13 protein-coding genes and 1 pseudogene are annotated in these 13723 nt (G+C 44.4%); 4 read left to right on the top strand and 10 right to left on the bottom strand.

Annotated elements, in window-relative coordinates; all coding sequences use genetic code 11:
- From QT979_RS17270 to QT979_RS17240, 7 genes and pseudogenes are all read right to left on the bottom strand, one after another.
- Positions 1-191 (bottom strand): annotated as a pseudogene (locus QT979_RS17270) (hypothetical protein); the annotation flags it as partial.
- Positions 192-321: 130 nt separating this feature from the next.
- Positions 322-930, bottom strand: a complete 609-nt coding sequence (locus tag QT979_RS17265; protein WP_333311181.1) for a Uma2 family endonuclease — start codon at positions 928-930, stop codon at positions 322-324.
- Positions 930-1286, bottom strand: a complete 357-nt coding sequence (locus tag QT979_RS17260) for a hypothetical protein (protein WP_333311180.1) — start codon at positions 1284-1286, stop codon at positions 930-932. Before QT979_RS17260 ends, QT979_RS17265 begins: the two co-directional genes overlap by 1 nt.
- Positions 1279-1623, bottom strand: coding sequence for a DUF433 domain-containing protein (locus QT979_RS17255; RefSeq protein ID WP_333311179.1), 345 nt, complete (start codon positions 1621-1623; stop codon positions 1279-1281). Before QT979_RS17255 ends, QT979_RS17260 begins: the two co-directional genes overlap by 8 nt.
- A gap of 53 nt (positions 1624-1676) precedes the next feature.
- Positions 1677-4244 (bottom strand): site-specific DNA-methyltransferase, encoded by a 2568-nt coding sequence (locus QT979_RS17250; protein ID WP_333311178.1) that lies wholly within the window; start codon positions 4242-4244, stop codon positions 1677-1679.
- A 123-nt stretch (positions 4245-4367) separates the two neighbouring features.
- Positions 4368-4505: a hypothetical protein gene (locus QT979_RS17245; RefSeq protein WP_333311177.1), complete on the bottom strand. Its 138-nt coding sequence runs from the start codon at positions 4503-4505 to the stop codon at positions 4368-4370.
- 205 nt (positions 4506-4710) lie between these two features.
- Positions 4711-7200: a glycoside hydrolase family 31 protein gene (locus QT979_RS17240; RefSeq protein ID WP_333311176.1), complete on the bottom strand. Its 2490-nt coding sequence runs from the start codon at positions 7198-7200 to the stop codon at positions 4711-4713.
- A gap of 158 nt (positions 7201-7358) precedes the next feature.
- Here QT979_RS17240 and QT979_RS17235 point away from each other — a divergent pair, with 158 nt between their 5' ends.
- Both QT979_RS17235 and QT979_RS17230 read left to right on the top strand, forming a co-directional pair.
- Entirely contained in the window at positions 7359-7772 is a 414-nt protein-coding gene (locus tag QT979_RS17235; RefSeq protein ID WP_333102649.1) for an element excision factor XisH family protein, read from the top strand.
- The gene (locus QT979_RS17230; protein WP_333102648.1) at positions 7760-8095 is read left to right on the top strand and encodes a XisI protein; all 336 of its coding nucleotides are present in this window, start codon (positions 7760-7762) and stop codon (positions 8093-8095) included. The genes QT979_RS17235 and QT979_RS17230 overlap by 13 nt, the downstream gene beginning before the upstream one ends.
- A gap of 329 nt (positions 8096-8424) precedes the next feature.
- Here QT979_RS17230 and QT979_RS17225 read toward each other — a convergent pair whose 3' ends face one another.
- The gene (locus QT979_RS17225) at positions 8425-8784 is read right to left on the bottom strand and encodes a group 1 truncated hemoglobin (protein WP_333212579.1); all 360 of its coding nucleotides are present in this window, start codon (positions 8782-8784) and stop codon (positions 8425-8427) included.
- A gap of 158 nt (positions 8785-8942) precedes the next feature.
- Complete coding sequence (locus QT979_RS17220; protein ID WP_333311175.1) at positions 8943-9281, bottom strand: hypothetical protein; 339 nt, start codon at positions 9279-9281, stop codon at positions 8943-8945.
- 161 nt (positions 9282-9442) lie between these two features.
- Between QT979_RS17220 and QT979_RS17215 the strand changes: the two genes are divergently transcribed.
- On the top strand, positions 9443-10045 hold the full coding sequence (locus tag QT979_RS17215) for a 2OG-Fe(II) oxygenase (protein WP_333311174.1): 603 nt from the start codon (positions 9443-9445) through the stop codon (positions 10043-10045).
- 57 nt (positions 10046-10102) lie between these two features.
- Here the strand turns inward: QT979_RS17215 and QT979_RS17210 are convergent, their stop codons facing one another.
- Positions 10103-11881: an SWIM zinc finger family protein gene (locus QT979_RS17210; protein ID WP_333311173.1), complete on the bottom strand. Its 1779-nt coding sequence runs from the start codon at positions 11879-11881 to the stop codon at positions 10103-10105.
- A gap of 554 nt (positions 11882-12435) precedes the next feature.
- Between QT979_RS17210 and QT979_RS17205 the strand changes: the two genes are divergently transcribed.
- Entirely contained in the window at positions 12436-13722 is a 1287-nt protein-coding gene (locus QT979_RS17205; protein ID WP_333311172.1) for an AAA family ATPase, read from the top strand.
- The last annotated feature ends 1 nt before the right edge of the window (position 13723 follow it).

Raw genomic sequence — 13723 nt, 5'->3', positions numbered from 1 at the left:
TTAAACGGAAAAACTTTTTGACTCCAACTTTTCACAACTGATAAAAAAATTCCACACACATCTGCGGAATGTGGGTTGGAGAGCAAGCGATGAAGCTCTGCGTCCATTTTAATGGGCGGTTCGGGAGGGAGGGGCGCTGGAATGAAGGCGCTATATCCTTCAATTTGTTGGACGTATCGACCAGATCGCATAATTGGGTGACGGAGGGACAAAGGTTGAGGTCTTGTTATCTTATGTTATTCCAGTGAAATAAGACGGCTGGATCGGAATCTTATTATATTAAAACACTTTTTAGTATAATAAGATTTGTCGTCTGAATAATTACCCACAATTAAAAATTTGCTCTGCGGTCACATTCAACTCTGGGAATACCGCTGATTCAACCCTTTTGTCTCCCCGAAACAGCTTAATTTGATACTCACCATCTACTAACTGATATACCGATAAAGTAGGCTGTTTCGGAGAACCAATATAACGGCTACCACCTAAACCCAAATAATCTACAATCCAATATTCAGGAATGCCTAATGCTTCATAATCAATCATTTTGTGGGCATAATCATCACGCCAATTAGTGCTGACCACTTCAACCACTAATTTTACGGAATTTCCCTGAGTAATAACTGATTCTCTTTCCCATCGAGACTCATTGGCTGCTACGGCTTGTTTATCTAATACAATTACATCGGGATCGTAGCCAGAGTTATCGCTAAATTTAATTGTACATTCCTTGGGAATAAAGTAAGGAAGTTGCAATCGCCTGATTTCTAAACCCAACTCGAACGCCTGAAAACCGGCGCTAGCTGAATGTTTACCAGTTGGATTTGGCATTTCAACAATAACTCCGTTATGTAGTTCATGGTGTCCTTTTTCTGGCTTCCATTCCAGAAACTCATCAAAAGTTATTAACTTGGATATCGCTTGAGTCATCAGAAAACCTCTTTAGTGATAGGTAGATGAATAATTTGATCTTGATATTCATTGACAAAAGAACATTCAGCAATCAAAATTAATTCATCTATATTTTGCCCAACGCTTAAGTTCGCATTTAAAATAAATATCCCAGGAATATGACGATTGGCTTGCAAATGATCGTTTAAGTGAACAGGCATAGATTTACGGTTATTCGTGACTAGGATAAAGTCATATTTTTCACACCATTCTAAAATCTCTGGGTCTTTAGTTCCTTTGGCTGGTATAAAAGGTTCGCCAATGACCCGAATAATTAATTCTACTTGTTTACTCCGAATTTGATTAGGATAAACCGGGTCAACATTTTCATCCATTAGATACTTGAGCGGCATTTTTTTGACTTCTTTCTTCCTTAATTTTTTGCAGTCTAATCGAAGCTGGATGAGGGTTTAATTCTTGGGCTTTTCTTTGTTGGTGTGACCATTCTAGCCAGTCTTCGATATATTTATCTAAGACGGCTTTATTGTTTAAATAATACAGGATTGTCGCATAAACTTGATCCAGGGTCAAAGTGTAAAAATGTTTTAAAATTTCTTCGGGGGAACGTTGCTGATAAATATATTCATAGAGGATGCTTTCTATTCCCACTCTTGTCCCTTTTACTCGAATGTCATCATCGGCTAAAAACTCAAAATATTCTTCTATTAGCATGGTTTATTCCTCCATTTGTTGCTTAAGGTTTGAATTGTGATAAATAATGAAAATCATGCCGTTAACTGAATAATCTTCAAACTCTCAATTCCTCTATCGTCCACAATCTTGACAGCAACGCGCTGATACTCGCCGATTTCAAAGGGCAATGATACCGTCCCTTGATAGGACTCAATTAAATCCTCGTCAATTTCGGCTTTCAGATTGCGGGCTAGACGCGACCAAGCATCTTTTTCTCCTGCCATTGGGAAGAAAACCTGACGCGGGAAAACGCTTCTGCCATCATAATCGGTATCTAACATCCATACGGCAATTTTTTCAACGCTGCCAGACTCGATATTTCCCGTTTTGGTGTTGTAGTAATCGAAGCCAAAAACTTCTACTTCCCACTTATCTTTATTTTCGCCTTGATCAATGCGGCGGAGGGCGACATCTGGTTGACCCATCAGCCAGAAGCTGTCGTTACTAGCGCGTTTTTTCTTAAGGTCTTCTGTCTGCATATCCATGTTCATTTGTGCTTTCAGAAGCGTGACACCGGGCCAGTTGGTTTCGTCGATGTCTTTGGCCGCTTCAGGGTCAAATTGAAAGGCGGCAAAGATAATTAATTTAGGTTTGGGTACTAAAGTTTGTGCTTCTTCAATAGCTTGAGTGACTTGGCGTTGTTCTAGGGGTGCGTGTTCTGGCCCGAAAGAAATCACAACTCGCATCGGTTTATCATAAGTGCCGCCAGATTCTTTGACGGTATTGGCTCCCAAATCGTTAGGTTTAGTTTCGGCATCGGCATGAAGCCAGCGAGTACCGGGTAAAGCTTCGACTCGCGAAAACAGGATGTATTGCCCGTTTTTACCGCGAATTCCTGTTTTTAGCATTTCATCACGCCATTCTGATTGCCGCAGAGTCTCACCAGAACGGGCAATTGATTGGTCAGCAACGGGTGGATTGATAACATCATCAATTGGTTTGACTATGGGGGCGGGGACTGCCTCGACTGTAAATGGGCCAGTAACTCTGACTCGGGATTTATCTATTAAGGGTTGGTCGTAGAGGGTTTCTTGGTCGGCGTATTTATTAATAGCTTGTTCGATTTCTATGCGGTTCATGCCTTCCCGAATTTCTGGGTTATTGGCAATCGATTTGAGGGTGATGTGAGGGACGGTTTTGTATTGAAATTTACCGCTTACGCCTTCTTGTGGTTTTGCTAACTGGTAATAGTCAAAGGTGGCGGTCATCAAGCGTTGTTTGGCTAGGGTTATTGCTACTCTTGAGGTATCGCAGGTAATCCATCTGCGTCCCCATTGTTCGGCAACATAGGCAGTTGTACCGGAACCACAGGTGATATCGAGAACTAAGTCGCCTGGGTCGGTGGTCATTAGGATACAACGTTGTATAACTGAAGTTCCTGTTTGTACTACATAAATTTTGGGATCTGAACGGCTTTGAACACCGCCACCAATATCATGCCAAGTATCAGAAATTGAGGAAAAGGGAAAATCAACTGCAAAACGTTTATATCTTAGTGAATTCCCTGCCTTGACCAATCTATTAGCCCTAGCAAGGTTATTCATTCCTGGCAAAGTTGTTTTCCATTGTCGAGTTTGTGGTGGGCGAAAAGTATTACCTTCAAACTCAAAATTGTATATACAAGATTGTGTATTGGTAAATTGTCCTGTTAAGTTGTCATAAGTTACAAGTCCACCAGAAGTATCAACACTATAGTGTGCATCATCTTTTGCTGCTTCTAACTTGTCAGTATAAAGCTTTTGATATCTTATAGAAGTTTTATTTGTGGCGTACCAAAGTAAGAAATCTTGAGTAGTAGGAAGTAAAATTGCACCTAAACCACTGGTTTTTTTTACGCTGATAATAGAGCAGAAATTTAGTTTTCCAAAAACCTCATCCATCAATTCTCTAACATGATGCACATTCTCATCAGAAATCTGGACAAAAACACTACCACTTTCCGACAACAACTCTCTTGCCAACAACAATCTATCTCTTAAATAAGTCAAATAAGAATGAATCCCCAATTCCCAAGTATCCCGAAACGCCTTAATCGTTTCCGGTTCTTGAGTCAAATCCTCATCTTTCCCATCTTTCACATCCCGCTTATTCACAAACGGCTGAAAATTTGAACCATATTTAATCCCATAGGGCGGATCGAAATAAATCATCTGCACTTGTCCCGCCATTCCCTCTTTTTCTAATAGGGAATTCATCACTAAAAGCGAGTCTCCAGCAACTAAGCGGTTACTCCAATTATGCTTGTGCTTGTAAAATTCGATCGCCTGTCGAATCGGTGGATTTTCCTCTGGTTGCTCAAATAGAGATAACTGTACACCTTGATTTGGGTTACGCTTCCGTACTGCTTTAATAATGCTGCACGGATCGATGCGTTCGTGAACGTGTAGCGAGACTGTTGGTACTTCAAAGCTAGTATGTTCTGCTTTGCCAGCCCAAACTAACTGAGGGTCAAGATGAGGATCGTAGGCATATTTTTTGCTATCCCCATCTGGATCGGTGTCTGGCGTAACCAGTCCGACGGGTGGGTTATTTACCCTTTGTTGGTTTTCGTGGTTGTATTGCCCGATCGCTCTTTGGTCAGGTTTTTTTTGCCTCGCCATACGATTTCCTTATACCCTCAAAACCTTTACCTTACAATTTATCCCACACCTTTGCCGAATTTGTTAGATGTTTTTTGGGATTGCTCTAGTCTGCTAATATCTTGGCTATTTTTGAAATGAATTTTATCTAGCCACAATGGAATCACAGGCGATCGCTCGATCGAGGGATACGATCGCCCTTTCCATCTCAAACTCTACCAGATCGAGCGATCGCCCTGAATCAATCCCACCATAGCCTTCATCGTGTCCACTTAACGTCAAACGTAGTATCCGGTATGCTGTCTAACGATTAGGGTTCGATCCCCCCTAACCCCCCTTAAGAAGGGGGGGACAAGAGTCTTCTCAAAGTCCCCCTTCTTAAGGGGGATTTAGGGGGATCGAAACTAGGCAAGAAGCGAGATTTCTCATGAATATTAGGCTTAAGTTGACACCAATGCACCATAGCATAAACCGCTTTATGCCAAAGTTATCCAAATGTCAAACGCCGCACCGTACCATCATCTGTAAATCGCTGTTCGCCAACGCCAACAACTTCCACAATAACTTCGCGTTCTGATATTAAAAATTGACCCTCGCGCGCCGCAATTTCAACGATGATTTTTTCCCCTTCCAAATACACCTTGTAATTAGTCGTTGCCCAGACACCTTTTTCATGTTCAAAACTGTGTCCATCGTCCTCATAAAGCGTCCATTCACCGCTTCCGGGCCAAATTCGCATTTTTAATGACTCAAGCGGTTCTTCGCTGACAAATTGCTTCACAGGCGCGATCGCAATTATGCCCCCGCCCCGCACGTAAAGCGGCATTCTCTCCAAAGGTGCATAAGCCAAAATGTGCGTCGGGCCCTGATAGCATTCGCCCGTCCACCAATCGTACCAAGTCCCCTCCGGCAAATACACAGCGCGATGTTCAACTCCCGGCCGGTAAACAGGTGCAGCCATCAGCGACGGGCCGAGTAATACTTGATCGTAAAGGTGATAAGTTGCCTGATCGCGCGGAAATTGATATAGTAACGGTCGCAAAATCGGTGTTCCCGTCGTCGCAGCTTCCCAAAACAACGTGTAAATGTAAGGCAACAACTGATAGCGCAAATTCATGTATTCGCGGCAAATCTTCTCAGTGCGATCGCCAAAAACCCACGGTTCGTGCTGCGCCGTACTAATCGCCGAATGACCGCGCATCAAGGGATACAGCATTCCCACCTGCATCCACCGCGCGAAAAGTTCAGCGGTTGCATTCTCCGCAAAACCGCCGATGTCGCAACCGACAAACGCCACGCCGGAAAGCCCCATATTGCAAAGCATCGGTAGCGACATTTCTAAGTATTCCCACTGCGATAGATTGTCGCCCATCCATACCGACGAGTAACGCTGAACGCCCGCAAAACCCGATCGCGTCAGCACAAAAGATCGCTCGCCCGATCGCACTTTTTGCAACCCTTCCGAACAAGCTTTCGCCATCATCAACCCATACAAATTGTGCGTTTCCGCGTGGGTAGCGCGATCGGATTCCGGGCCTTGCGGTGCATCCAGGGGAAAGCTGATGTGTTCGCCGCCGTCACCAAAAGGCCGTTCGGCGATCGCAGGTTCGTTCATGTCGTTCCAAATCCCCGCAATCCCAACATCTGTCAGAGTTTTGTGCAATTCGCCCCACCACTGGCGCACCTCCGGCCGCAGGAAGTCGGGAAACACCGCTTTGTCCGGCCAAACGTAACCGTGGAATAGCTTTCCCTCTGCGGTGCGAACGAAATAGTCATTCTCCACACCGCGATCGAATATCTCATAATCTGCTTCCGGTTCGTACTTGACACCGGGATCGACAATCGTGACAACCTTAAAACCCGCTGCTTTCAAGTCTGCGATCAGTTTCGCGGGATCGGGGAAACGCTTCGGGCTCCAGGTAAAAACGCGGTAGCCGCGCATATAGTCGATGTCGAGGTGGATGACATCGCAGGGAATCGCCCGATCGCGAAATTCCTTCGCCAACTCGCGCACAACGTCCTCGGATTCGTAGCTCCAGCGGCATTGGTGGTATCCCAGCGCCCATTTTGGCGGAAGCGGCATCCGGCCGGTTAACTGCGTGTAGGTGGCGAGAATTTGGGCGGGTTCCGGGCCGTAAATGATGTAGTAGTCGAGTTCCGGGCCTCTGGTTTCCATCCGCAAAACTCCCGGTTGTTGGGCGCCGATGTCGAATTGACTCCAAAATGTCGTGTTGAAAAAGATGCCGTAAGCGCGATCGGGATTCATGGCGATGTAAAATGCGATCGCCTGGTACATTTCATCGGTGAGGGAATTGTAGTCGAGGGCGTCGGTTGTCCAGTTTGTCTTGACTTCGGAGAGTTTGTCGAGAAAGCCGGTGCGTTCGCCGAAACCGTAGAAGTGTTCGTCTGCTTCGATGCGCTTCCAGCCTGCGGTTGCGCCTGCGCGCCATCCCATATTGCGATCGCAGTCGCTAGCAAAGGGTTTTCCCGATTTGTCGAAGCATTCGATGGAAGTGCGATCGCGCTTTACGGAAATCAATATTTGTGCGGTTTCAATTTCTATTTTTTCGTCTGTTTCTCGCACTTCAAATGGTATAATTTCCCACTCTTCGTCAGGGACGGTTATTGAGTGCGATCGGCTTTCTACCCCCCCTAGCCCCCCCTTATTAAGGGGGGGTTGGTCTATAATTTCTTGCCCCCCCTTACTAAGGGGGGGTTGGTCTATAATTTCTTCCTCCCCCTTGTAGGGGCGGTGCCCCCGTGCCCGCCCTAGGTGGGGGGGGTTTGGGGACATTCGCACTCGGATTAAATTCGGTGCGAGGATGCTGATGTTTAGGGAGGAATTGGTACAGTTGAAGTGAATTGTGCGTGAAGCGCAGCTATCCCGTAGGGAATCGGTTTTATCGATCGATTGTACAGAGCCAATAATTGACCAAGGCTGTTCGGTTGTTTGGAGTTTTCCGAAGTATTGCGGCATACACTCTGACTCGAAATATTATCGATTTTGCTATGAGCAGTTAAGGGTTGTCATCTGGCAAAAGGCTGAACTATAGCCAAACTGAGTATTCCCCACCCGTAGCCAGGGTATAATGGGCGACAAGGAGCCGACATTAAGTTGGATGAGGTACTCTGAAGATGGCTAAAGACATTTACCACAATACGGTGAGAACGGCTCTAGAAAATGATGGTTGGACGATTACTAACGATCCCTTAACCTTGAAGATAGGAGGACGCTCGGCTTATATAGATTTGGGTGCACAGAAGTTATTGGCAGCAGAGAAAGAAGGTCAGCGGATTGCAGTGGAGGTGAAAAGCTTTATCGGCCCATCACCCGTACATGATTTGGAGCAGGCGCTAGGTCAATACATCATGTATTCACAAGTTTTGGAGCGGCAGAATTCGGCGCGTTTGTTGTACTTAGCCATTCCAGAAAGCGTGTTTTTAGATTTTTTTTCAGAGGAGCTGCCACAATTAATGGTTGAAATTAATCACTTAAAATTGCTAATTTTTGATGCGAACACAGCGGAGGTTAGAAGATGGATAACTTAGAGTTTTATCGGCAAACGATCGAGACCATTTTAAGAAAGTATGCAGAAATTCCCTATTCTTTTGGAGAAATCGATCAGCACTTAATTGTCGATCGCGATCGCAATCACTTTATGCTGTTTGATGTGGGTTGGCAGCAAAAACGGCGAGTGCATGGATGTATAACTCACGTCCAAATTATTGATGACAAAATTTGGATTCAACGCGATGGCATTGAGGATGGGATTACAAATGAGCTAGTCGAAGCCGGGATTGGGAAAGATCAGATTGTCTTGGGGTTTCAACCGCCCAACGCCCGCCCTCATACGGGATATGCGGTGGCATGAGGTTGCCGGCGATAGAGTTAAAAACCTGTACTTCACCGAAGAAACAATCAGCGTCGCTCTCATGGATGGCCGAACAATTACTGTACTTTACTAAATCTACTTAAGCTGTTACGCATTTAAAATAGTATTGTATGGTGCCACGGGCCGCAGCGTTTTTCTTGCCTAATAAGTGAGCGAGCTGACGAACCCTACAGGCTACTTCCTTCGCCTCGAAAGCGGTTCATTATATCCGGCAAAAAACAAAGTGGAGCTTTCGCTTCACAATTACGAAATCTCCACTTTTATCACTATTCTAGTGGCTGCAAAAACCCAGTTGCATTCACTCGATCTTACTTGTACAAAACAGCCTCTTTCAAAGTCGCTACCTTAGCTAGTGCTGCTTCGAGATCCTCTTGGGATGCGCCGTGGGTAACTATTGCATCGGTCAAATGCTTCACAATTGCATCAAAGTGTTCAGGCTGTAAATTCAAACCTGCGTGTGCTTTCTCCATTGAACGGCCTGAGTATTGCTCGGAGCCGCCGAGGGCATAAGAGATAAAAGCAGTTTGATGGTGGCGCTGCTTTTCCATATCTGTATGATCGAAGAAGTGGCTCACTATCTCGTCAGCCAAAACATCGCGGTAAAAATCATCTACCATCTCTTTAATGGCTGGTTCTCCACCCATTTTTTCGTACAATGTTGTTGGCATATCGTTTCAGAAAGTTATTTTTTTCACTCACTCTTTAATTATAGCTGGCAGCTTTGCTTTTTTCCGCTCTGTGAAATATTAATTTAATCTAAAATAATTACTTAGTAACTGTTGCGACTGCTGGTATTTTTTAGACCCCCCTCTATTTGTAAACTTTATTAATGTTCTATCGCCACTGAAATTTTGTCGATCGCCCTCCCAGCATTTTGACCTAATGCACGGATTGCTGGTTTTAGCAAGATGTTTGCGACAAAGCCCCAATACGCATCTGTTTTCCAGCTAGCAAACTCAATAAATCGGTGAGAAAACAGAGGCCGAATGCGCTCGCAATTTCCGCGATCGCCTCTGCAATTCCACAAGTTAAAATAAATGGGCGATCGGCTGCCCAGCGGCATCAGGTATAATGGAATTGCAAATATAATCGAATCGCAACGACGAGCGGCGAAAGGCGATCGCCTGTATAGTAATATTTGGCAGTTGCTAGTCGGTTGCGACACTTCCGGGCGATCGCCCGCAGTTAAGAAAAACCTTTGACTTAAGTACGCGGACTGAAATCAAGATTATTATGTCCTCCGCGAGAAACGAAGCAATCCCAAGTCTGAGCGATTGCTGCATTTCTATCTGCTGTTTCCTTAAACTTTGATGATTTTTGAGTGCCTTGAAATACTATAGCCAACATCCTAACGCTTTCTCGATCGACTACCTCAACGACTTGCGAGGAGCAATTCTAGCCTCCCCTTATCTAGCAATCAACAACCTCAATCGCGATTTCATTGGCACAAAAGGGTTTTCCGTGGTGTTTCAACGTTCGGAAATCGCCGAAGTAGAACGGCGCTTCCCCTTGTTTAAACCCTATCTAGACCAAGCATTACAGCCTGAATGCAATGCTTTTTACCTCAACCCTTTGTTGCTGGGTGAAGGTTCCCGCGTCGATCCGCATATCGATCGATCTTTGCGATCGTACTGCAAAACAGTTGAACCTCCCGCAGCCGTCAGCGTTTTATACGTGCAAGTACCGCCGAACTTGCAAGGAGGAGAATTGATACTGCGGCGCAACAAACAGCAAGTCGGCCAGATTAAGCCACAAGCCAACTCGCTAATCTATTTTCAAGGAGATTTGACTCACTCTGTCAACGCCGTTAAAAGTACCGGCACTCGTTTGAGTTTGGTTTGCGAACAGTACAGTTTGAGCGAAACTGAACTGCAAGATATTCCAGGATTCACAGTGGAATCTAGGGCCGCAAAAGCAAAAATTAAGTAAGGTTTATTCGATCCGGGGTTGAGTCGCTTTCACTTGGGTTTACGGTAAACTTAAGGCTCAATCTAAATCGGGACTTTTGAGCATTTCCATCAACTTCCGCTTCCGACTGTGTACTTGCATCAGTTGAGAACGATAAGTAGACCACTGAAGATTTTGCCCAGTGTGTAAATAGGCAGCGCGGGCTTTCTCCAACCACTTAATCGCCAGATTGTACTCGCTTGATTTCCCCTGATCCATAATCGATGCAGCACGCCGACAAGCATTGGTGATTACCCAATCGGGGCTGTGGCTGATAGCAGCCCCCATTACTCGGTGAATAAGTGCTGAGTCGTAATAACTCAAGCCATTAGCAAGGGCGATCGCATCTTCAATCATTCCCTCATCCAGAAAGATATCAACCTTCGCGTCAGAAAAATTCCAACTTTCCTTACTTTTCAGAGTTGCTAACAAATCTGGTTTCAAAGTTGACCAACTATCTCTTGCTAACTCCTTCACTAAACTATAATCGCTAAAAGACGGTTTGATTTTAAATATCTGGATTCTAGCATTTAACGCAACTTCGTCTTCGCCCAACTCAACAGCCAACTCACTCATTGATGTTGCCAGTTCGTAATGGCAACGACCTGACAAATTTAACCCAGCTTGACAAATTTTCAGAGCTTGTTCTAAGGCTCCCTGTTGTTTTAAAGTTTGAACGAGAGCAAAAGCATCTTCTGCTGATTGCATCTGGGTAGCAGCAGCTTCCACTGCTTCTTCTACTCTCCCCAAACGAGTTAACATCGTCAAGTATTGTTGAGTACAACCTTCTGCTTGGGCTAAGTATAAGTATTCTCGATCGCGTTCCTGGCGATCGAGGATTTGCAAGCGAATCAATGCTAAGTCGTGAGCACAGTTTGGTGCGTCACCAGCCCAAACTCCTGACCCAGTAATGTTTCCTTCAAGTACCTGTTCGAGTAGGGGGTCGTCCCAACCTTGGCGTAAAGCTTCCAAGCTCATACTGAAATCACAATCCCATTCATCTTGCCAAGCTTCTAACATCACCTGGAGATCGATCTCTTCTTCAGTAGTTAGTTGAGCCGTCAAAATGGCTTCTGTCCAAGCTTCATTCAAAGCGTTAGCTATCTCAGAATTGTCAGCGCCAAATTCTTCTACATCATTCCAATCTTCAACGCAGGCTGTGGTGATGGCTTCTAAAATTACTAAGGCATTGTTGCCATCCCCCTGTGCGCTGAATTCCTGGGCTCGCTGAATTACATCTAAAAGTTCTTCTGTAATCGGGTCTTCCTCCCATCCATCCTCCAAATACCTCACAGCCTCTCGCAAAATTCGTCGTACTTGGTGTCGAAAGGGAGCAGGATCGATGGAGGTGTGGCGGGGTGCTTTGGCTGGTTTGTTTGAAGGTGCAGGAATAGCACTTAAGTTAATGTATTGTTCGATCGCATCAATGAGTGATGGTTCTTTTTTTACTAAATGCTGTATTAATTGCTGGGTTTGTACATCGTTGAGGCGATCGAGCAATTGTTCCAGTGTCGGACCCTGCTCAATTATTTCTGGTTGCCGCATACACAATAACAGCGTCGCAACAATGTGTTTACACCACCCACCGTTCTCGTAAGGACAAGTGCAGAATAATGTAGAGGCTAATCCGGCATCATCAAAGGGCAGAGTAACACGGTAGGGTTCCACTTCGGAACCCTCCACTACTGCTTGCACCATATTGCCGCGCCGGACTGCCCTAGTAACGTTGCCAGCTAAATAGTAAGCTTCACCCCGCTTGAGGGATTGGGCAGAGGTGTGAAGCTCGATCGTTGTTTCACTGAGTTTGGGAATGGGCATGAGACTATGCCTCAGAAATTAAAGGATTAGACTCGATTTTACCTGATAAATACACTTGGTCTACAATTTAATTGCGTTCCGATTTGAGGTTTCCATAAATTTCAAAAATCTGTAAAGCAAGCACTGAGAACGTTTGTAGCTTAACGAAGCAATCGCTCTTGTTATGATAGCTTTACATTCTGTGACATTGTAAAGTTTATTTGCACCTACCTAGTTAGCGATCGCTATACTATAAAATACCTAGAAAAAAACTAAGAATTTTGGGATAAATTAGTAGTGCTGGCATCGTGTTTAATTGGGTAGGACTAGAGAAATGTTAGGCTGATTTTTACAAAATCTTCCATAACGTATATGACGAAACAAAAACAGACAAGCGGATATCGATTCAGGCAGCTAGTTTGCAGTGTTTTGCTAGTGCTGGCCATTTGGAACGTGCCTCAATGCGCTTGGGCAGATGCTAGCCAATAAGTAAAATCAACTATAATGTTAGAGTTACTGAATTGTTATATGGTTAGAGTAACTTATAACATTCCTAATGGAGCAGAGGAACTTAAGTGGCAAAAATAGAAGGATTTAAGGTAAAAAATTACCGCTCGCTGCGTGATATTACTATGGGCAAGCTGTGGAATACGCAAAATGCCCAGGCACTAACGGCAATGACAGCCGTTATCGGTAAAAATGGTGTTGGGAAAAGCACGCTTTTCGACACTTTTGGCTTTCTTGCAGACTGCTTAAAAGGGGGAGTCGAAGAAGCCTGTGATTCCCGTGGGCGGGGAGGTTTCGAGAGAATTCGCTCGCAAGGACAAAAGGGAAGTGTTGAGTTTCAGATTTACTATAAAGAGGATCGTAACGCTCGACCAATCACCTATGACTTGGCAATAGACCTTGACTCTTCTCAAAGACCATATGTAAAAAAAGAAAGACTTAGACAACGGAGAGAAAACCAACTCAAAGGACAACCTTTTTCTTTTTTAATTTTAAATGAAGGTAAGGGTTTAGCATGGAAAGGTGAAGCAGAAGGCTTTGATGAAGATGGAGGGAAATTTGATGTAACTAATTTAATAAAAAAAATTCAAACAGGTGGGATATTAGAAGAAAGTAATGAAACGGAAATCGTTGAACTAGACGACAAGCGAAAATTGGGAATTGCTACTTTGGGAGCGCTCAAACAACACCCAAGAATTTCCGCATTTCGTAGATTTATCGAAGGATGGTATCTCAGCTATTTCACACCAGACGCTGCCCGTAGCTTACCTCTGGCTGGGCCACAAAAACATTTGAATATTCATGGAAATAATCTAGGAAATGTGGTTCAATTTATGGAGAGAGAGCATCCTAAGAAATTCCAATCAATTCTGCAAAAAATATCTAGTAAGATTCCAGGGGTGGAAAAGATTAGCACCACAAAAAGTCCAGACGGTAGACTTCTGCTGCAGTTCAACGATCGAGGTTTTCAAGAACCGTTTTATGCTCAACAAATGTCAGACGGAACACTGAAGGTATTTGCCTATCTCCTTCTTTTAGAAGACCCCTCACCACCGCCATTTTTGTGCATTGAAGAACCAGAAAACGGACTTTACCATAAGCTTTTAGAAACTCTAGCCCAAGAATTTCGAGAACACGCTAAAGCTCGAAGAAGTAGATCGCAAGTATTTGTTACAACACATCAACCCTATTTTGTAGATGCTCTTGAACCTGAAGAGGTTTGGGTACTTGAAAAGGGCGAGGATGGTTTTTCTACAATCAGACGAGCTAGCGAAGATTCTCTCATTAATAACCTTGTTTCTGAAGGATTGCCCCTTGGCGGACTTTGGTACAGCGATTATCTAGATAAAAGGTGAA

Source organism: Microcoleus sp. w2-18bC1 (assembly GCF_036700365.1).
GTDB lineage: Bacteria > Cyanobacteriota > Cyanobacteriia > Cyanobacteriales > Microcoleaceae > Microcoleus.
Note: the sequence above shows the minus strand (reverse complement) of the source record. Positions and strands in the feature narration are given on the sequence as shown.

Bases quoted from the DNA above. Each gene is read 5' to 3' on its own strand.
- QT979_RS17265 (WP_333311181.1), bottom strand. From the start codon at position 930: ATGACTCAAGCGATATCCAAGTTAATAACTTTTGATGAGTTTCTGGAA.
- QT979_RS17260 (WP_333311180.1), bottom strand. From the start codon at position 1,286: ATGGATGAAAATGTTGACCCGGTTTATCCTAATCAAATTCGGAGTAAA.
- QT979_RS17255 (WP_333311179.1), bottom strand. From the start codon at position 1,623: ATGCTAATAGAAGAATATTTTGAGTTTTTAGCCGATGATGACATTCGA.
- QT979_RS17250 (WP_333311178.1), bottom strand. From the start codon at position 4,244: ATGGCGAGGCAAAAAAAACCTGACCAAAGAGCGATCGGGCAATACAAC.
- QT979_RS17240 (WP_333311176.1), bottom strand. From the start codon at position 7,200: ATGCCGCAATACTTCGGAAAACTCCAAACAACCGAACAGCCTTGGTCA.
- QT979_RS17235 (WP_333102649.1), top strand. From the start codon at position 7,359: ATGGCTAAAGACATTTACCACAATACGGTGAGAACGGCTCTAGAAAAT.
- QT979_RS17230 (WP_333102648.1), top strand. From the start codon at position 7,760: ATGGATAACTTAGAGTTTTATCGGCAAACGATCGAGACCATTTTAAGA.
- QT979_RS17225 (WP_333212579.1), bottom strand. From the start codon at position 8,784: ATGCCAACAACATTGTACGAAAAAATGGGTGGAGAACCAGCCATTAAA.
- QT979_RS17210 (WP_333311173.1), bottom strand. From the start codon at position 11,881: ATGCCCATTCCCAAACTCAGTGAAACAACGATCGAGCTTCACACCTCT.